This is a genomic window from Shewanella sp. GD03713, assembly GCF_029843705.1.
Classification (GTDB): Bacteria; Pseudomonadota; Gammaproteobacteria; order Enterobacterales; family Shewanellaceae; genus Shewanella.
Genome location: NZ_JAOCIW010000001.1, coordinates 2201807 through 2221202 on the forward strand (window position 1 = coordinate 2201807; position 19396 = coordinate 2221202).

General features: G+C 45.9%; 17 protein-coding genes. 13 read left to right on the forward strand and 4 right to left on the reverse strand.

Going from position 1 to position 19396, the window contains the following annotated elements; genetic code table 11:
• The first annotated feature begins 53 nt into the window (after positions 1-53).
• The 13 genes from N5E87_RS09775 to N5E87_RS09835 all read left to right on the forward strand — a co-directional run bounded on the left by N5E87_RS09775 (position 54) and on the right by N5E87_RS09835 (position 15641).
• The gene (locus N5E87_RS09775; RefSeq protein WP_086903498.1) at positions 54-1085 is read left to right on the forward strand and encodes an isoaspartyl peptidase/L-asparaginase; all 1032 of its coding nucleotides are present in this window, start codon (positions 54-56) and stop codon (positions 1083-1085) included.
• Positions 1086-1336: 251 nt separating this feature from the next.
• The gene (locus N5E87_RS09780; RefSeq protein ID WP_011716896.1) at positions 1337-1753 is read left to right on the forward strand and encodes a CBS domain-containing protein; all 417 of its coding nucleotides are present in this window, start codon (positions 1337-1339) and stop codon (positions 1751-1753) included.
• A gap of 128 nt (positions 1754-1881) precedes the next feature.
• Positions 1882-5763, forward strand: coding sequence for an ATP-dependent RNA helicase HrpA (gene hrpA, locus N5E87_RS09785; RefSeq protein ID WP_279775295.1), 3882 nt, complete (start codon positions 1882-1884; stop codon positions 5761-5763).
• A 149-nt stretch (positions 5764-5912) separates the two neighbouring features.
• Positions 5913-7141, forward strand: a protein-coding gene (locus N5E87_RS09790) for an IS3-like element ISShes2 family transposase (protein ID WP_086937298.1) whose coding sequence is annotated in 2 segments (ribosomal slippage) — positions 5913-6264 and positions 6264-7141 — 1230 coding nt in all. Because the reading frame shifts where the segments join, the coding sequence is not laid out codon by codon here.
• Positions 7142-7775: 634 nt separating this feature from the next.
• Complete coding sequence (locus N5E87_RS09795) at positions 7776-7934, forward strand: nitrate reductase (RefSeq protein WP_011716898.1); 159 nt, start codon at positions 7776-7778, stop codon at positions 7932-7934.
• Positions 7935-7978: 44 nt separating this feature from the next.
• Positions 7979-8236, forward strand: coding sequence for a chaperone NapD (locus N5E87_RS09800; RefSeq protein WP_279775296.1), 258 nt, complete (start codon positions 7979-7981; stop codon positions 8234-8236).
• Positions 8237-8238: 2 nt separating this feature from the next.
• Positions 8239-10728, forward strand: a complete 2490-nt coding sequence (napA, locus tag N5E87_RS09805) for a nitrate reductase catalytic subunit NapA (protein ID WP_279775847.1) — start codon at positions 8239-8241, stop codon at positions 10726-10728.
• Positions 10729-10738: 10 nt separating this feature from the next.
• On the forward strand, positions 10739-11224 hold the full coding sequence (locus N5E87_RS09810) for a nitrate reductase cytochrome c-type subunit (RefSeq protein ID WP_011716901.1): 486 nt from the start codon (positions 10739-10741) through the stop codon (positions 11222-11224).
• 8 nt (positions 11225-11232) lie between these two features.
• Positions 11233-11820, forward strand: a complete 588-nt coding sequence (locus tag N5E87_RS09815; protein WP_011626281.1) for a cytochrome c3 family protein — start codon at positions 11233-11235, stop codon at positions 11818-11820.
• A 671-nt stretch (positions 11821-12491) separates the two neighbouring features.
• A complete protein-coding gene (locus N5E87_RS09820) occupies positions 12492-12857 on the forward strand; it encodes a hypothetical protein (protein ID WP_279775297.1) in 366 nt (121 codons plus the stop codon).
• A 121-nt stretch (positions 12858-12978) separates the two neighbouring features.
• On the forward strand, positions 12979-13302 hold the full coding sequence (locus tag N5E87_RS09825; protein WP_279775298.1) for a DUF2834 domain-containing protein: 324 nt from the start codon (positions 12979-12981) through the stop codon (positions 13300-13302).
• Between the two features lie 98 nt (positions 13303-13400).
• Entirely contained in the window at positions 13401-15089 is a 1689-nt protein-coding gene (locus N5E87_RS09830; RefSeq protein WP_279775300.1) for a DUF262 domain-containing HNH endonuclease family protein, read from the forward strand.
• Positions 15090-15278: 189 nt separating this feature from the next.
• A complete protein-coding gene (locus N5E87_RS09835; protein ID WP_279775301.1) occupies positions 15279-15641 on the forward strand; it encodes a GNAT family N-acetyltransferase in 363 nt (120 codons plus the stop codon).
• Positions 15642-16011: 370 nt separating this feature from the next.
• Here N5E87_RS09835 and N5E87_RS09840 read toward each other — a convergent pair whose 3' ends face one another.
• From N5E87_RS09840 to kdnA, 4 genes are all read right to left on the reverse strand, one after another.
• Entirely contained in the window at positions 16012-16248 is a 237-nt protein-coding gene (locus N5E87_RS09840) for a DUF2897 family protein (RefSeq protein WP_086903492.1), read from the reverse strand.
• Positions 16249-16276: 28 nt separating this feature from the next.
• Positions 16277-17014 (reverse strand): 8-amino-3,8-dideoxy-manno-octulosonate cytidylyltransferase KdsB, encoded by a 738-nt coding sequence (gene kdsB / locus N5E87_RS09845; RefSeq protein WP_011622622.1) that lies wholly within the window; start codon positions 17012-17014, stop codon positions 16277-16279.
• A gap of 82 nt (positions 17015-17096) precedes the next feature.
• The gene (gene kdnB, locus N5E87_RS09850; protein WP_011716905.1) at positions 17097-18167 is read right to left on the reverse strand and encodes a 3-deoxy-alpha-D-manno-octulosonate 8-oxidase KdnB; all 1071 of its coding nucleotides are present in this window, start codon (positions 18165-18167) and stop codon (positions 17097-17099) included.
• A gap of 19 nt (positions 18168-18186) precedes the next feature.
• Positions 18187-19374, reverse strand: a complete 1188-nt coding sequence (gene kdnA, locus N5E87_RS09855; RefSeq protein WP_011716906.1) for an 8-amino-3,8-dideoxy-alpha-D-manno-octulosonate transaminase KdnA — start codon at positions 19372-19374, stop codon at positions 18187-18189.
• Positions 19375-19396 lie beyond the last annotated feature (22 nt).

The following is a 19396-nucleotide window of genomic DNA, read 5'->3' on the forward strand; positions in this document are numbered from 1 at the left end:
ATTAGTCATTGAAATGGTTACAAAGGACGTTACTGTTTAAGGGGATGTAAATAATGAAAATAAAATTAGCCACCTTTAGTTTAATTCTCTCGAGTGCACTTTTTATGTCACAAAATACCCAAGCGAATGAAAAACCTTTTGCCATTGCGATCCACGGTGGCGCTGGCACGATTTCTAAGGCCAACCTCACGCCAGAGCTGCGTCAGGCCTATAAAGACAAGCTTAAAGAGGCCGTCGATAAAGGCTCAAAAGTGCTCGAGCAGGGCGGTGATAGCTTAGTTGCGGTGCAAACCGCTATCAATGTATTAGAAAACAGCCCGCTGTTTAACGCCGGTGTCGGTTCGGTTTACACCTATGATGGCGGCCACGAGTTAGATGCGTCGATTATGGATGGTAAAACCATGAATGCGGGCGCCGTAGCAGGCGTGCGCCATATCGCTAATCCCATCGATTTGGCCTTAGCCGTGATGAATAAGTCTGAGCATGTCATGCTGTCGGGCGCAGGCGCCGAGGAGTTTGCCTTAACCCAAGGTTTTAAACTGGTACCTAACAGCCATTTCGATAGCGATGCCCGTTATCAACAATTACTCGATGCCAGACAAAAACTGCAGGCGGCTGAAAAATCAGATCAAATTGCGGGTATAGAGATGAAAGATCTCGATTATAAATTTGGTACCGTTGGTGCTGTCGCTTTAGATAAAAACGGCAACCTAGCGGCCGGTACTTCGACTGGCGGTATGACGGCCAAGCGCTTTGGTCGCATTGGTGACTCGCCCGTGATTGGGGCTGGCACCTATGCCGAAAACGGCGTTTGCGCTGTGTCGGCCACGGGCCACGGTGAGTTTTTTATTCGCTACCAAGTGGCGGGAGATATCTGTGCTAAGGTGAAATACCAGCAAAAATCGATTATTCAAGCGGCAGATGAAGTGATTAATCAACGCCTTATCACCGCTGGCGGCTCTGGTGGTGTGATAGCTGTCGACCACAGGGGCAATATTGCTACGCCATTTAATACCGAAGGTATGTACCGCGCTACCCGTAGTAATGGTGAGCCTGCCCAAGTGATGATTTGGCAAGACCAATAAGGTTACAGCCTATTGCCTTAGCGCGTGCTTAACATGCGCTAGGGCAATATCTCTAAGCCATCCCTTTCAAAATGGCGCTTGTAGGCCCAGTGTTATCCCTCTAAATCACCGTTTTTATCCGCCCAATTTCCTTCCCGCTGAGTAAATAGATAACTCCAATCGATATTAATCGCTTACCACTTACGAGATTTTGACTAGACTCAAAGCGTAAGCCGAGTTGAGTTGGTAAAGGATAGATTGGGGAGATTGCTATGGATTCAATAAAAATACGCGACCATATGGATCGTCAACCCGTATTGCTACGCGCCAATATGTCGCTGGCCACTGCGGTTGAAAAACTGTTAGACAATAACAAGATGGGTGCCGCCGTCGTGGATGATAACGGCGATTTAGTGGGCTTTTTATCCCAGCAAGATTGTTTAGCCGTGATGCTAAAGAGCAGTTATCACTGTGATATGACCTCAGTGGTAAAAGATTGTATGCGCACCGAAGTCTTGTATGTCGGTCCCGATGACAGCATTTTGCAATTAGCAGAGCAAATGCTTGGCTCTAAACCTAAGATTTATCCCGTGGTCGAGCAGGGTAAAGTCGTCGGCACCATTAACCGCACCAATGTGCTGCGCGCCATGAATGTGTATATGCAGCAATGTTACTTAGCACCCGCCTAAGCTCTAAGCGCTAAGCCATTCAAAAGGTGATTAATTTGCCTATTTTTCATCCTTTTGAGGCCAAATTAGTCGTACCAATACGTTCCGTTCCTTGCTAGGATCGCTGTTTTCGATGCTAGCAATGGAATTTGGTTTTGAACTCTGACAAACATCCGCTATCGAGCGACTTTCTCAAGCAGTGCTTTCAAAGTGATGCCTCGCGGATCCGCCGCCGTTTATTTAAGCTCAATAAAGAAGCCGATTCTGATAAGAAAACCCAAGAGTTAGCCAAACTTGCCGAGCAGGCGCAAGCAGCGTTCGAAAAGGTCGAGCAGCGCCTTAAGGCGCGCCCGAAAATCCAATATCCAGATAATCTGCCCGTTAGCGGCATGCGCGAGGAGATCGCTAAAGCCATCAGTGAAAACCAAGTGGTGATCATTGCGGGTGAAACTGGTTCGGGTAAAACCACTCAGCTCCCCAAAATCTGTTTAGAACTGGGCCTTGGTAGTCGCGGCTTTATTGGTCATACCCAGCCGCGGCGTTTAGCGGCGCGCAGCGTGGCGACACGTGTTGCCGAAGAATTACAAAGTCCGCTCGGCGAAGTGGTGGGCTTTAAGGTGCGTTTTGCCGATGCCTTAAAGAGTGAATCCTATATCAAGCTGATGACTGACGGGATTTTACTGGCGGAGCTCACCTCGGACCGCTATTTAGATCAATACGATACAATCATCATCGACGAGGCGCACGAGCGCAGCCTCAACATCGATTTTATCTTGGGTTACCTCAAGCAAATTTTGAAAAAACGCCCCGATCTTAAGATCATCATCACCTCGGCGACTATAGATGTTGAGCGTTTTTCTAAGCATTTCAATAATGCACCTATTATCGAAGTTTCTGGCCGGACGTATCCGGTGGAAACCCGTTATCGCCCGTTGGTGCAAGATACCGAAGCGGATCTCGACCAAATCGAAGGGATTTTTGCTGCCGTTGACGAATTAGTCGCCGAAGGCTTGGGCGATATTCTGATCTTTATGAACGGCGAGCGTGAAATTCGTGATACTGCCGAGCAGCTTAATCGTCGCAATTACCGCGATACCGAGATTTTGCCGTTATATGCGCGCCTCTCCTACGGCGAGCAGTCCAAGGTATTCAGCAGCCATACTGGGCGTCGCATCGTGCTTGCCACTAACGTGGCGGAAACGTCGCTCACCGTCCCTGGTATTCGTTATGTGATTGACCCAGGCACAGCGCGGATCAGCCGTTACAGTTATCGCACTAAGGTGCAGCGCCTGCCCATCGAGCCCATTTCACAGGCCAGTGCCAATCAGCGTCAAGGTCGCTGCGGCCGTGTTGGCCCGGGTATTTGTATTCGTTTATACGATGAGGCGGATTTTAACAGTCGTCCCGCATTTACCGACCCCGAAATCCTACGCACAAACTTAGCCTCGGTGATTTTGCAGATGCTCGCCATCGGCCTTGGCGATATTGCGGCGTTCCCCTTTATTGAGCCGCCCGATCCGCGCCATATTCGCGATGGCTTCTTACTGCTTGAGGAATTGCAAGCCGTTAAGCAGCAGAAGGGCAATATAGTGTTAACGCCGCTTGGGCGTCAGCTATCGCAGATCCCGGTGGATCCGCGTTTAGCGCGTATGGTGGTGGAGAGTCATCAGCTGGGCTGTTTGCAGGAAGTACTAGTGATTGCCGCGGGTCTGTCGATTCAAGATCCCCGCGAGCGTCCCATGGATAAAAAGCAGGCGTCCGATGAGGCTCATCGCCGTTTTGCCGATCCCCATTCAGATTTTGTCAGTTGGGTTAACCTATGGCAGCACTTAAAAGAGCAGCAAAAGGAATTATCCGCCAGCCAGTTCCGTAAAAAATGCCGCGACGAGTACTTAGCCTATCTGCGTGTGCGTGAATGGCAGGATTTATATACTCAGCTAAAACAAGCGGTTCACGATTTAAAGTGGCGCTTAAACGAGACGCCAGCCAACTACGATGCGCTGCACCGTGCGTTGTTATCGGGTTTGCTGAGTCATATCGGCTTTAAGGACAATAACAACGAATACTTAGGCGCGCGCAATCGTAAGTTTTTTGTGTTCCCAGGTTCACCGCTGGCGAAAAAAGGCCCGAAATGGATCATGGCGGCGGAGCTTACCGAAACCTCTAAGCTGTTTGCTCGCTGCTGCGCCAAAATTGAGCCAGAGTGGCTCGAGCCGTTAGCGGCGCATCTGATTAAAAAGAATCACCTAGAGCCGCATTTTGAGGCGAAACAGGGCAGTGTGATTGCCTTTGAAAACCAAGTGCTTTACGGTTTGACCGTCGTACATCGCCGCCGCGTGCAATACGGGCCGATTAATCCTGTTGAAGCGCGGGAAATTTTTATCCGTAGCGCGCTTGCCGAAGGGCAATTACAGACCAAAGAAGCCTTCTTTATCGCTAACCAAAAGTTATTGGAGGATGTCGAAGCGCTCGAGCACAAGTCCCGTCGCCGCGATATTTTGGTCGATGAACAAGTGTTGATGGACTTTTACGAGCCGCGCATTCCCGAAGGCATCTATAACGCGCCTAAGTTCTTTAGCTGGTGGAAGGAAGCGCGCCGAACTCAACCCGATTTACTCGATTTTAATAAGTCACTATTGATGCAGCGCAGCGCCGATCATATCTCGGCGCTCGATTTCCCCGACACTTGGCATAAGGGCAATATTCGCTTGCAACTGAGTTATCACTTTGATCCTGCGGCGAGTGATGATGGCGTTTCTGTGCATATTCCAGTGGCACTACTCAATCAAATCGATGATACGGATTTCGATTGGCTGGTGGCGGGGATGCGTGAGGAGAAATGCGTCGCCCTGATTAAGTCTTTGCCTAAGGGACTAAGACGTAACTTTGTGCCTGCGCCCGATTATGCCCGAGCTTGCGTACAGGCGATGCAGCCCTTTAGCGCCAGTTTACTCGACGCTATGTGCAAACAGCTGCTGCGTATGAGTGGCACGCGCGTCAATCCCGAAGATTTTGATGTCACGCAGATGCCCGCGGATTTGCAGATGAACTTTAAGATTGAGGACGATAAGGGCAAATTAGTCGCACAGGGGCGGGTACTCGATACCTTAAAGGCCGAGTTACAGGGCGTGGTCGCTAAGGCGATTCGTCAAGTAGCGGATAAAGGCATTGAGAAAGATGCGCTCACCGAGTGGTCCTTTGGCGACTTACCAAAACAATTTGAACAGCGTAAGGGTAACTATCAAGTGCGGGCATTCCCCGCACTGATTGATAATAAAGACTCAGTTGCCATCAAATTATTTGATGATGAATTTGAGGCGAAGGCGGCGCATCGTCAAGGTCTACGTCGCTTGCTGTTGCTCAACATTCCATCGCCAGTAAAACACCTGCAACAGGCGCTGCCGAACAAGGCAAAACTGGCGATGTATTTCAATCCATTTGGCCAAGTGCAAATTCTGATTGATGACATCATTGCCGCAGCTGTGCAGCAATTGCTCGATGAAAAGGCACTGGATGTGCGCGATGCCGCTCAGTTCGAACAGGCCAAGGATTGGGTACGCCAAGAGCTGAATCCAACGGCTGAGCAAATTGCCCTAAAAGTGGAGCAGATTTTGACGCTCTATCAAGGCATTAAAAAGCGGACTAAGGGTAAAATTAGCTTAGATATCGCTTTTGCGATGAGTGATATTCAAAGCCAATTAGACCAATTAGTGTTCAAGGGATTCGTCGAAGCCTGTGGTTGGAATCGCTTAGCGGATGTGGCGCGTTACTTAAAGGCGATTGAAACCCGTATCGATAAGTTGCCCGTGGATCCGACCCGTGACCGTTTGCATATGCAGAGTATCACTAAAGTGCAGGAGGCCTTAGCGGCGCAACTTGCCAAAGTGCCGCGCGCTCAGCCCGTACCAGCTGCACTGATTGAAGCCCGTTGGATGATTGAAGAGTACCGCGTGTCTTGCTTTGCACAGGCGCTGGGAACGGCTTATCCTATCTCAGAGAAGCGTATCTTAAACCATATCCTGTTGAGTTAATGATGTTGATGCATTACTGATTGAATCTGTAGATTCAGTGAGTTGAGCGTAACGCGTCATCTTTAGCATTAAAAGCCGAACCTTTGGGTTCGGCTTTTTTATTGTTCATGTCCCGTCCTGAAATACGTTGACATAAAGAGGATTTCTTTATGACAACATTAATTAACTCAAGCCGTAAGCGCACACAACGAGATTACACCTTAGCCTTTAAATTAGGCGTTGTAGAGCGTGTTGAAAAAGGCGAAATGACGTACAAACAAGCCCAAGCCCATTTTGGTATTCAAGGCCGTTCAACGGTACTCGTCTGGCTTAGAAAACATGGTAGACTCGATTGGTCGAAACCTTTTCAGCATCCCCTTATGACTAAGTCAAAAGAAACACCTGCCGAAACGATCAAGCGCCTTGAACGTGAGTTAGCAGAAGAGAAACTGCGTAACCAAATCCTCAATGGCATGGTTGATATCATGGACAATGAATATGGAGCAGGCCTCAGAAAAAAGTACTTATCCGGTACGTCTGGCAAGCAAAAGGCAACGGAGAAATAAACCTCGCTGCCGCATGTCGTGCTGCGGGTATGTCGAGGCAAGGTATTTATCAGGCAGTTGCTCGAATGGAAAGTCGTAGAGCTGAGCTATCGGTTATCAAAGACTGGGTCCAGTACTGGCGTAAATATATGCCAAGGTTAGGGGCCCGTAAGCTCTACACGTTGATAAAATCCAAGCTGGTTGAGCACGATATTAAGCTCGGGCGAGATGGGTTCTTTACCTATTTGAGAAGTGAAGGTTTACTGGTTAAACCGAAGAAAAGCTACACAAAAACCACGTTCAGCAAACACTGGATGAAGAAGCATCCTAATCTGCTGAAAGAGGAGGGACTGCACGATGCAGGGCATGTACTGGTCAGCGATATCACCTATCTTGAGTCAGACCAAGGTGTGCACTACCTGTCACTGATCACCGATGCCAGTTCTCGTAAAATAGTCGGTCATCACGTGAGTAAAGACATGAAAGCCGAGAGTGTGGTGAAAGCGTTAAAAATGGCCATCAAAGATAAGCGCTATATCGGCAACGCGGTGCATCACTCAGACAGAGGCTTACAGTACTGCTCAGCCGTTTATCAGAATGCGCTTCAGGCGAGCCAAATCCAGCCGTCAATGACGGATGGTTATGATTGCTACCAAAATGCATTAGCAGAAAGAGTGAATGGCATACTGAAGCAGGAGTTTTTACTGCACCGATGTAGGACATTTGCGGAGCTGAAGATACTTGTTAGAGAATCGATAGCAATATACAACGATATGAGACCGCATCTGAGTTTGAATATGGACTCCCCTAATCAGGTGCACAATAGAAAAGGCCAGCTACTGGAGCTGGCCTAAAACTGTCAACCTATCTTAGGACGAGACATCATTTTCACCTAACTACCATTAGCCACGACAGACTTGCCCCTTACTGCATAGATTTTCGCTATGGGCTATCAGGCTAACTCCAAAGGGCAAAGTCGGTGGCGAATGAATGGGTCTTAATGGCGATATTAAGAACCTCAAATTTGCGTGATCAGTTAGCCAATACGGTAGGGGATTTGGCTGTCTCTTGAGTGAGTTAACACTTTGACGAAGATGTTAAGCCGATTTTGCCGTGGATAATCGGTAATTTGTGCCTTCCTTTACCATCCCCTAATACTCCTTAAGGAATATTTTGTTTAAATCTTGTGCGCTTTACTTGCTGAGCGCCTATATTTTTTCCATGCTTTAGCAATTAGTTAATAAAAAAACATAACCAATCAATCTATTTACAATCTAAAAAAACGCTTAAAAACCATGATCTAACTAAATCTATCGCCAAATTGATGATCTGGATCAAGCATCAAAGGGTTTACCGATTTGGAGGTATACAGTTTGTTAACACCTTAACGCTATGATCATTTCGTGGATCAAAGATGCAATAGAGATACCTATAAATCCTGCATTGGTCAGAGCAATCCATCACAGGAACGAACCTCTTGGAGGACGCATGAGTGCTAACAGCGCAGCAGAAAAATCCTTAGAACTGAAAATTTTTATCTTTTTAACCGTATTTCTCGCCCCCCTCTTATCCGTGTTGTTGGTAAGTGGATTGGGATTTGCCATATGGTTTAGCCAAATCTTCACCGGCCCACCGGGTGCAGGTTGAGGCCTAAAGAACAATAACAACAGCATGAATAAGCGGAGTGTCGGATGAGCAAAGAGCTTCATATCACGAGTCTAGTGGTGCAAGTCATGCCACAAAAAATGGTGGATGTTAGGCAACACATTATGGCGATTGAAAATGCCGAACTCTCTGTTAATAACGAAGTGAAACTCGTCGTCGTACTTGAAGGTGACTCCCAACGTGCCTTGATGGACGGTATCGAACAGATTAATGCCATTCCTGGCGTCTTGTCCGCCACTATGGTTTACCACCAGAGTGAAGAGCTCGAAGAGGGTGAAGAATGAACATGAATAGACGTGACTTTATTAAAGCCAATGCGGTGATTGCAGCAGCGGGCGCGGCAGGCTTAGCACTGCCGGCATCGGCGAGCAATTTAATCACCAGCTCAGAGCAAACCAAATTAGAGTGGAACAAAGCCCCATGCCGCTTCTGTGGTACAGGCTGCTCTGTGATTGTCGCGACCCGCGAGGGCAAAGTGGTTGCCACCCACGGCGATGCAAACAGTGAAGTGAACCGCGGCCTTAACTGTATTAAAGGTTACTTCCTGTCGAAAATTATGTACGGCAGCGATCGTTTGACTACGCCAATGCTGAGAATGACCGACGGCAAGTACGACAAGCACGGTGAGTTTACCCCCATCAGCTGGGACAGCGCCTTCGATATCATGGCGCAAAAATGGAAAGAAACCTTAAAAGCCAAAGGCCCGACTGCAGTAGGGATGTTTGGCTCGGGCCAGTGGACCGTTTGGGAAGGTTATGCCGCGGTTAAGCTGATGAAGGCGGGCTTTGGCTCTAACAACATCGACCCGAATGCGCGCCACTGTATGGCGTCTGCCGTTGTCGGCTTTATGCGCACCTTCGGTATCGATGAGCCTATGGGCTGTTACGATGATATGGAAGCGGCCGATGCCTTTGTGCTTTGGGGCTCCAACATGGCCGAAATGCACCCGATCCTATGGACTCGAGTGACTGACCGTCGTTTAAGTGCATCCCATGTGAAGGTGGCTGTACTCTCGACGTTTGAGCATCGCTCCTTCGACCTCGCGGATTTACCGATTGTATTTACGCCGCAAACCGACTTAGCCATCCTAAACTTTATCGCTAACTACATCATTCAAAACGATAAAGTGAACTGGGACTTTGTGAAGAAGCACGTTAACTTCCGCCAAGGTACCACGGATATCGGCTATGGTTTACGTCCAACCCATCCGCTGGAGCAGAAAGCCAAGAACGTGAAAACGGCAGGGGATTCGACTCCGATTGATTTCGACACCTTTAAGGCCTTTGTCGCCGAATATACGGTGGAGAAGGTCAGTAAGATGTCGGGTGTGCCTGAGGCTAAATTGATTGAATTGGCCAAACTCTATGCCGATCCCGAGACTAAAGTCACTTCCTTCTGGACCATGGGCTTTAACCAACATACTCGCGGCGTGTGGTGTAACAACCTGATTTATAACATTCACTTACTGACAGGTAAGATTTCAACTCCCGGTAACAGCCCGTTCTCGTTAACTGGTCAGCCTTCTGCCTGTGGTACGGCTCGCGAAGTGGGAACCTTCTCCCACCGTTTACCCGCCGACATGGTGGTAACAAACCCTGAGCATAGAAAACACGCCGAAGAAATTTGGAAGATCCCCAGTGGCATTATTCCGCCAAAACCCGGTTATCACGCCGTCGAGCAAAACCGCCGCTTAAAAGATGGCGACTTGAACTGCTATTGGGTGCAAGTGAACAACAATATGCAGGCGGGGCCGAACATCAACGAGGAAGGCTTACCTGGCTATCGCAATCCTGCCAACTTTATTGTGGTATCCGATGCGTATCCCACAGTCACGACCCAAGCTGCGGACTTAATTCTGCCAACCGCCATGTGGGTTGAGAAAGAGGGTGCCTATGGTAATGCTGAGCGTCGTACCCAATTCTGGCATCAAATGGTGCAGGCGCCCGGCGAATCTAACTCAGATCTGTGGCAGTTGATGGAGTTCTCTAAGCGCTTTACGACCGATGAAGTCTGGTCGAAGGAAGTCTTAGCGGCGAATCCTCAATTTAAGGGCAAAACCTTATTTGAAGTGCTGTACAAAAACGGCAATGTCGATAAGTTCCCGCTGGCCGATACCGATCCTAAGTATTTGAACAACGAAGCGAAACATTTTGGCTTCTATGTCCAAAAAGGCCTGTTTGAAGAATACGCCACCTTTGGCCGTGGCCATGGTCACGATTTAGCACCTTTCGATGCCTACCACGAAGCCCACGGTATTCGCTGGCCGGTGGTCGATGGTAAAGAAACCAAATGGCGTTTCCGTGAGGGCAGCGATCCTTACGTCAAACCTGGCTCAGGCTTTGAGTTCTACGGTAAACCCGATGGCCGCGCAGTGATTTACGCCTTGCCCTTCGAGCCGCCCGCAGAATCGCCAGACACTGAATACGATATGTGGTTATCCACCGGACGGGTGCTCGAACATTGGCATTCAGGTTCGATGACTCAACGCGTGCCAGAGCTTTATCGTGCCTTCCCCGACGCTGTGTGTTTTATGCACCCAGAAGATGCGAAAAAACGCGGTTTACGCCGTGGGGATGAAGTGCGCGTGGTGTCTCGCCGCGGTGAAATCAAAACCCGTGTTGAAACCCGTGGCCGCAACAAACCACCTGTGGGACTCGTGTTCGTACCTTGGTTCGATGCCAGTCAGCTCATTAACAAAGTCACCTTGGATGCGACAGATCCACTGTCAAAACAAACCGACTTTAAGAAATGCGCCGTGAAAATCGTCAAGGTATAAGGAGTACAGGATGAAAACATTCAAATTAGTCTCAGCATTCAGTGTGCTTGCCTTCTCCACTCTGATGATGACCAGCGTGACTGCGGCAAGCATTCCTGAGGACAGAATAGATACTTTGCGTCAGGCGCCAATCAACGTTGAGCCTACTCCGCCCGCGATGCAGGCGGTGCTGAACAAAGATATCAAAGAGATGCGTAACTACCCGATGCAGCCACCAGTGATCCCGCACAAGATCGACGGTTATCAGCTCGATCTTAAGGTCAACAAGTGTATGTCATGCCATGCCAGACACCGCACAGGGGACTCCCAAGCGCCTATGGTCAGCGTGACGCACTATATGGATAGGGATAACAACTTCTTAGCCGAGCTTTCGCCAAGACGTTACTTCTGCACTCAGTGCCATGTGCCGCAACTGGATGCCAAATTACTGGTCGAGAACGACTTTGTGGATATGGATCATCTGATTAAAGCCAACACTGAGCAGAAAACACACTAGGAGTCAGCATGTTAGATAAACTCAAAAAGATCTGGCAAGTTCTCAATCGTCCGAGTGTGCACTACAGTTTAGGGTTTTTAACCTTAGGTGGCTTTGTGGCGGGGGTGATCTTCTGGGGGGGCTTTAACACCGCGCTTGAAGCCACCAACAAAGAAGCCTTCTGTATCGGTTGCCACGAAATGGAAAATAACGTCTATCAAGAGTTACAGTCGACTATCCATTTCACGAACCGCAGTGGTGTGCGTGCGACTTGTCCTGACTGCCACGTACCGCACAATTGGACCGATAAGATTGCCCGTAAGATGCAGGCATCGAAAGAAGTGTGGGGTAAAGTGTTTGGTACCATCAATACCCGCGAAAAGTTTGAGAACAAACGTCGTGAGCTGGCCGAACATGAATGGGAACGGTTAAAGGCAAACGACTCGCTTGAGTGCCGTAACTGCCATAACTTCACCTACATGGACTTTACTAGACAGTCGCCACGCGCCGCCCAGATGCACTCGACGTCCTTGGCCAGTGGTGAAAAAACCTGTATCGATTGCCATAAGGGGATTGCTCACCATCTTCCCGATATGGCAGGGGTTGAAGGCTTCTAAACTCGACTCGCATTCCATCTCCAGCCAAAGGCCAAGTGCTCTCCACACTTGGCCTTTTTTATGGCGTAGATAAATCGTATGTCGCATAAGGTGGGATTTAGTTCGCTATCGCCATTTCTGGCTTGTTTCAGCCTCAAAGCAAGATTGCTTTATCATTAGATGTACTGAGTCAATTGTCATTGTTTCCCCAGTGACTCGCCGCCTATTTATTTCATAATAAGCATCCCTATAGACTCGACGGCGGCATCTGCAACACATGGAAGTGTAAATGCCGCAGCGGCCATGCCGCCAACGGTCACTGTTGCAACAATGACAATCTTTACGACCATTGAACTGTTCATCTGGCTAAAAGTTTTTTGCCCCAAAATGAGTTAACAAGTTGTAAGTGTTGCAGTCAAAACTAGACTTTCTAACCCAGAAATTTTCATCCTATCTTCTTGCGTGTTCTCACATTTTTTATAAGTAAATGCCTTTTAAATCAGTAATCTACAAATTCATGGATTAAATAATAGGTTTGGAAAACTCGCATGCGCGTTTTTATTGATGGTATATTTAACAGAATGCTGATAAGTTTTTTGCATACAGATAGTTAACAGTGCGCGTGTTCACTGGTTCAACGAGGTAAACGCGCATGCACACTAATAAAATTTAAGAGTTTTTTAGGTGATTCAGTGAAAAGTAAAAAAATGGAACTTTGGGGATTGATTCTCATATTGCTTTCTTCTTTCACGCAATTGTTCATTCTTAATAAATCTCAAGATCTAACAAACAATGCGGTTGTTTGGAAAATTGAAAACAAAATGGATGTAATATTTTCTGTATTAACATCAAATCACGATATCTTAAATTTTGGTGTTCCTGAGAATCCTAAAACAGCGGGAGAACTTTTTACTAATTACAAATATGCAGAAATGAATAAAAGTATGGAAACTACCCAAAATCAAACCAAGTTCATTGGTTTATTTGTATCAGTACTATTTGTTTTAGGTTCCTTTTTATTAGTATTAGCCAAGTATATCGAGTTGAAAAAAATCTAACAATGCAATAATGAATGGGACGCAAAAAGCTTGGCAGCACTCATTCTTAGCTTAGTATAGCCAAGCTTTTATGCGCCCCATATTGCTGCATTATGTTTCACTTCTAGCCAAGGAAGGTTCAATGAAAAAATCAGTTCTACTCCTAATCGTATTGCTGGCTTTCACAGCCTATACAGCATTTGTCATGTCTCAGGCAGAGCAGTCTCTTGTAGACTTTGGCATTGAACTAATGTCAAACCTAGACACCGCACAAGTCGTTATTGCTCTCTACATCCTGGCCGTACTTTCTTGCATCTGGATGTATCAAGACAATAAATCACGCAAAAAACCATTCATTATCATAGTTCCTTACATAGCCATCACGGCAGTTTTTGTATCTATCGGTCCATTGCTCTACCTTGTCGTAAAAGGTTTCTCAAAGGAGCAAGGTGCTGGTGCAACATAATAATTAGTTCAAGTCGTTCGCTTCGCTCACAGCGAATCCAGCTAAAGTCGGCCCCTTAACCAAACGTTAGTTTTTATCATTTAATTACGGAGGATAAAATGTCTGCAGAAAATTTCCTTAATGCTGAGACAGATACATTTGCAGGAATTATAAAAGGTGATAACAAATTTTCCGTCCCATTGTATCAACGAGACTATTCTTGGGATGAGAATAACTGGAATGACTTATGGTTGGATATAGAGACAAATCGGAAAAATAATTCTAAGCATTATATGGGGTCGATCGTTTTAGTATCAAAGGATAAAAAGAAATACGATATTATTGACGGACAGCAAAGATTGACAACTTTAACGGTTCTCATATTGTCGGTTGTTGATATAATTAAAGATTTGATAAAAAAAGGTGTTGATGTAGAAGATAATGGCAAAAGAATAGAATTGCTAATCAATGACTTCGTTGGAAAGAAATCATTATCATCATTGAATTATGAAAACAAAATAGAATTAAATGAAGTGAATAATCCATTTTTCTCAACATATCTTACTAATTTTAGGAGTCCTGTAAATATAAGGGCCGAAATTAATAGTAATAAATTGTTATGGAAATGTTTTTCATATTTCAAGTCGATGATCGTTGAAGAGGTTTATAAAAATGACGATGTATCTACATTGATTAGCTTTGTGGAGTACATATCTGATAGTTTGTTGTTTATACAAATAATAGCAACGGATGATTTAAGCGCTTATCTAATATTTGAAACGCTTAATGATAGGGGGCTTGAACTATCAGTTACAGATCTCTTGAAAAATTATCTATTTTCAATTGTTGCCGATGGAGATAAAAACCATATAAAAAACATATGGAATGTAACGATAAATCATGTTACGTATTCATCTTTCCCTAAGTTTCTAAGACATTATTGGATGATGCAAAATGGTTTAGTTCAAGAGAAAGAGTTATTCAAGACTATAAAAAGAAATATAAAAGATCCTAGAGCTGCCTTTGAATTGCTGAAAGATATGAGTGAAGTTTCAGAAATATATGCTGCCTTAGGTAGTTATAATCATCCGTTATGGGATGGTCAGGAAAAGGTTAAGAAACACATAAAAGAACTTAATCTATTTAATGTGACGCAGTGTTACCCTTTGCTTATGAATTCATTTATATATTTAGATGCTGATGAATGGCTTGGCGTGCTTAAGATATGTTCAATAATTTCATTTAGATATATGATAATTTCTGGTCTAAATCCGAATGCTCTAGAGTCCAAATACAATGAGGCTTGCAAAGCTATCCATAGTGGTGAGGCAAAAACAGCACGAGATATATTTAATATATTAAAAAATCTATACGTTTCAGATGAAGATTTTGAAAGGAATTTCGAAACGAGGTCTATTAGAACTAAAAGAAGTGCGAAATTAGCTAGATATGTAATGTATACGATTGAAAATCATTTGTCAGGTTTTTATTATGATTTTGAAAATGATAATGGGTCTTTAGAACATATATTGCCTGAAAATCCAAATTTGGATTGGGAGGAGCAGTTTCCTTCAGATGTTGAAGAAAACTTCATCTATAGGATTGGTAATTTTACTATATTAGAAAGTGACAAGAATAGACTCTTGGGAAATAAGCCATTCCAAGAAAAAGTCGAAACATATAAAAGTAGTAGATATGAACTATCTAAACGATTGGGCTATAAAATATGGTCTCCTGACAATATATTAAGTCGTCAAAAGTTTTTGGCAAAACAAGCTAAGGCAATTTGGACAATACAATACAGCTAAAAACTAACAAACGCCTCAGGAGGGACTGTCAACGCGTGACGTTTCCAGTCCCAATGAGCTTCGGTGGTTACGGCTGTTGTGTTTAAGTTTAGTGGGGTGCGTTGCCAGCCCCTTAGGCGTACGTTAGGAGACTAGACCGGTAGACCAGCTAAGGATTTAGCAAAAGCAGCATATTTTACTCTGTCAAATATGCTGCCATATTATGCACAATACGCTGTAGATTGGGATGAAGCTCAGATTGAGCAAATGACACAAGATCTTGTGAACTTTGATATTTTATTTGAAGAAAAGCTTGTTGGTGTCGTTAGATTATCTTTTGACATTGAAGCGTGCTGGTTACGAGATTTGCAAGTGGATCAGAGTTACCAGAATCGTGGGATTGGCTCAATCGCTATTGCTGAGGCGGAACGTCTGGCTAAAGAGCATGGTTCTCACATTTTGAAGCTTAAAGTGTTTAAAAATAGCCCTGCCGTTCATTTGTATAAGAGACAAGGGTTTGGTTTAACAAGTGAAGATGATCGGTTTTACTACATGAGCCGTGCCATCTCCTAACCATCAAATTTTATCGCCAGCAAAAGCGCTGGTGGCGACGTCAATCCGCAGCGCGGCATTCCGCGCTAAATTGGGGCGTTAACCCATAGATATTTTTACCCGAAATTCACTTGATACAGCTGACGTCCTGACAAGCTTTGTCCCTTTCCACGCGCTCTTGCTTCGGTTTGTATAAAACTTCAATACATGAGACTGTTCTTTTCCTGACACATTTTAGTGACGAGTATTATTCTTGATAATTCAATGCTTCATCTTTGCTGTGAAAGATTGGGCGTATATGCCAAGCTAGGTCGAAACATTATTTCTCACCGACAAAAAAGGCGCTATTGCGCCTTTTTGATGGATAAATCAGAGGAGTAAAGCTACTCGATTAGGGTTTATCTTGCTCAACTTGGGTTGATTTATCGCGATTTTCAATCGCCGTATCCGCGGACTTATCGGCATCGGGTGAGGAATTCGCGCGATTATCGGTCTTTAACTGTTTCTCTTTATCGTGCTGACCAAACTGTGGCAGTTTGAATTTGGCACTGTATTTCAGTGCGGCAAGATTGCTGGCAATCACTCCGACCACCAAAATAATAATGATCCACACTTCTAAGCTCGACATGACAACTCCTTAGTGAGCAACACCCTGATTAATCAACGGCTAAACGCTGCTCACATTTACGAATATCTTCCGGCGTGTCAACTTCGATTGAGTCGAAGGCGCTGATGGCGACTTTGATCTTATGGCCATGTTCTAGGGCGCGTAGCTGCTCTAATTTTTCCAGATCTTCGAGACGACCTAAGGGGAGGGCGGCGAAGGCTTGCACGAATCTGCGGGTGTAAGCATACACGCCTAAGTGCTTGTAAACTGGATAATCTTTGGTATCGCGGCCGAAGGGAATTCGTGCGCGGGAGAAATACAGCGCGTAGTAGTCGTTATCGAACACCATCTTCACATGCATAGGATCGTCGAGTTCGGCTTTGTTGACAATTTCATAGCCGAGGGTCGCCATTTCAAACTCGCCAGGGTGACGTTCGAAGAGGCTGATCACTTGCTCGATGGAAGTCGGGTCGATTAGGGGTTGGTCGCCTTGGAGGTTGATGACCAGATCGTCATCTTTCAAACCTAATTGGTTAATCGCATCATTGATACGGTCTGTGCCCGATGCCGCATCAGGGCTGGTCATGACCACTTTGCCACCGAAGCCTTCTACGGCGCTTTTGATACGCTCATCATCGGTTGCAACATAAATATTGGTGAGGCCTTTGGCTAACGACGCGCGTTCGTACACGTGTTGGATCATCGGCTTGCCGTTAATCGGGGCTAAGGGCTTGCCCGGGAAGCGGCTTGAACCGTAACGCGCCGGGATTAACAGAGTCACATTCATTAAATTATCCTAATTTATCAAAGATATGCAGTGTAGATAGACAAAAGGGCTCACAACGAGCCCTTGTCATCTGCTTGAGAGCTTAAATGCGACGGAACAGAGCAGTCAACATTTCGTCAGTGACTTTCTCTTCCCATGTTGGGCCGTACACGTTTGCCCATAATGGACCCATGCTCTTAGTCACGGCAACCATTTTCGCGATGGTTTCATCTGGCAGATCTTTACAGATGTTCTTCGGCAGAGTGATGTTGTGCTTCTTCATCATCAGACGGAATTCAGCCACACCTTCTGGATAGAATTCTTCTAACACGTCGAAGGCGATACAGTTACCGATACCATGGTGGTAGCCGAGGATGTAAGACAGACCATAAGATACCGCGTGGCATGCACCCACTTGGCTGTAAGCGATACTCATACCGCCCATAAATGACGCCATCATCAGCTTGTCGTCTTTTTCTGGGTGATCTTCTAAGTACACTTGGCGGCAAAGCTCCATGGCTTTTTCGGCGTATGACTTAGAGAATTCGTTTAAGAAGGTACCTTCTAATGATTCAACGCAGTGGATATAGCAATCCATACCTGTGTAGAACCATTGGTCAGTTTCAACACCTTCGATTAACTCAGAGTCCATGATGATTTGGTCGAACACTGTGTAATCTGAGTTCAGACCCAGTTTACGCACTGGACCACACAATACTGCGGTGCGTGATGCTTCTGCACCCGTACCTGAAATCGTTGGAATACCAATGTGGTGAACCGCTGGGTTTTTGATTAAATCCCAACCTTGGTACATGGCAGAGCCGCCTGGGTTGGTCAGCATCAGTGATACCGCTTTTGCGACGTCCATGGTTGAACCGCCACCTAAACCGACGACGCTAACCGGTTGTTTGCCGTTGAAGGCTTGAACTTGTTCGGTCAGGGTGTCGATTTGCACTGTGCTTGGCTCATCATCTACGTTAACCCAAATCAGTAAGTCTTGGGCTTTCACTGGGATGCGTGCTTCGAGTGGTTTGCCTTGGTGAACGTCATCGACTAAAAATACCACGAAGTCATCGTCGGCCTTACGCTGTGCAGCTAATACTTCGTCTAATTGTGCGAAGGAGCCACGACCGAAGATCATCTTTTCAACTACTTTAAAATTTTTAAAACTCATTGCAAAAACTCCCGTTTAATTATTGGGCAAATGCTTTCTTAATGTTTTCAATACGCTCGGCAATCTGAGCATCGGTCCAAGACAATTTAATGAGCATGGAAATAGTGCGGCTCATAATGGCATCAGATTTCGGCACAGAAATTTGAGTATAGTCAGGTCTGTCGGCGATTAATGTGATTGGCAACGCAGCAGGGGCCTTAAGCTCCTGAATGTGTTTCCAGTTTTTCAGATAATGCCAGTTGTTCACGTACCAGTAGAAGCAACCGTCAACGCCATTCTCAGCCAGTTTTTTGCTGATCTCTTGGGTACGTGCTTCTGTTGGTAACATAAAGCTTAAGAAGCCAGCTGAATCACCCTCTGGATCGGGGATTTCGCGGAAGCTGACTTCAGGAATGCTCGCCATCGCTTCTTTAATGACTTTTTTGTTTTTACGTTGAATGTCGATAATGGTATCGAGTTTACGTAACTGGGCTAAACCTAAGGCCGCGTTCATTTCAGAGATACGGAAGTTCAGGCCCATAATTGGGTGTGACTCGGCGCCACGGTCTTTACCAATATGGTCATGGCCGTGATCGGAGAACATATGGGCGTGATCGTAGATTTCGGTGTTATTGGTGATCACCGCGCCGCCTTCACCACAGGTGATGGTTTTAACAGAATCGAAAGAGTAACAACCTACATCACCGATAGTACCTAGGGCTTGGCCCTTGTAGCTGCCGCCAATGGCTTGGCAAGCATCTTCTAACAATACGATGTTGTGTTTAGCGCACACGGCTTTGATTTCGTCCATCTTGGCCATAGAGCCACACATGTGTACTAAGTTCACTGCTTTAGTGCGTGGGGTGATCGCCGCTTCAATGCCTTCTGGTGATAGACACAGTGTCTCGTCGATTTCGGCAAAAATTGGCACAGCACCGGCCATGAAAATCGCTTCTACAGAAGCAACAAAGGTAAAAGGTGGCACGATAACTTCGTCGCCAGCACCAATGCCTGCCGCCATTAAGGCTGTTTGCAGCGCAGCAGTACCGCTAGATAAGAGGTGAGCATGCTTAACATTCATTTTCTCGCAGAGCAGTTGCTCCATATCGCGAGTCTTCCAGCGATCATTACGCATATGGTCGAAGTTATAACGGAAGGTAAAGCCGTGCTCCATCACATCGGCGACTTCTTGCTTTTCTTCTGGACCAAATAATTCAAAACCGGGCATGGAAGGTATCTCCTTAGAATTT

Excerpts from the sequence above, each read along its gene's own strand:
- N5E87_RS09775 (WP_086903498.1), top strand. The coding sequence starts at position 54 with ATGAAAATAAAATTAGCCACCTTTAGTTTAATTCTCTCGAGTGCACTT.
- N5E87_RS09800 (WP_279775296.1), top strand. The coding sequence starts at position 7,979 with ATGAGCAAAGAGCTTCATATCACGAGTCTAGTGGTGCAAGTCATGCCA.
- N5E87_RS09810 (WP_011716901.1), top strand. The coding sequence starts at position 10,739 with ATGAAAACATTCAAATTAGTCTCAGCATTCAGTGTGCTTGCCTTCTCC.
- N5E87_RS09840 (WP_086903492.1), bottom strand. The coding sequence starts at position 16,248 with ATGTCGAGCTTAGAAGTGTGGATCATTATTATTTTGGTGGTCGGAGTG.
- N5E87_RS09835 (WP_279775301.1), top strand. The coding sequence starts at position 15,279 with ATGCTGCCATATTATGCACAATACGCTGTAGATTGGGATGAAGCTCAG.
- kdnA (WP_011716906.1), bottom strand. The coding sequence starts at position 19,374 with ATGCCCGGTTTTGAATTATTTGGTCCAGAAGAAAAGCAAGAAGTCGCC.
- N5E87_RS09780 (WP_011716896.1), top strand. The coding sequence starts at position 1,337 with ATGGATTCAATAAAAATACGCGACCATATGGATCGTCAACCCGTATTG.
- N5E87_RS09825 (WP_279775298.1), top strand. The coding sequence starts at position 12,979 with ATGAAAAAATCAGTTCTACTCCTAATCGTATTGCTGGCTTTCACAGCC.
- N5E87_RS09815 (WP_011626281.1), top strand. The coding sequence starts at position 11,233 with ATGTTAGATAAACTCAAAAAGATCTGGCAAGTTCTCAATCGTCCGAGT.
- kdsB (WP_011622622.1), bottom strand. The coding sequence starts at position 17,014 with ATGAATGTGACTCTGTTAATCCCGGCGCGTTACGGTTCAAGCCGCTTC.
- napA (WP_279775847.1), top strand. The coding sequence starts at position 8,239 with ATGAATAGACGTGACTTTATTAAAGCCAATGCGGTGATTGCAGCAGCG.
- kdnB (WP_011716905.1), bottom strand. The coding sequence starts at position 18,167 with ATGAGTTTTAAAAATTTTAAAGTAGTTGAAAAGATGATCTTCGGTCGT.
- N5E87_RS09795 (WP_011716898.1), top strand. The coding sequence starts at position 7,776 with ATGAGTGCTAACAGCGCAGCAGAAAAATCCTTAGAACTGAAAATTTTT.
- N5E87_RS09830 (WP_279775300.1), top strand. The coding sequence starts at position 13,401 with ATGTCTGCAGAAAATTTCCTTAATGCTGAGACAGATACATTTGCAGGA.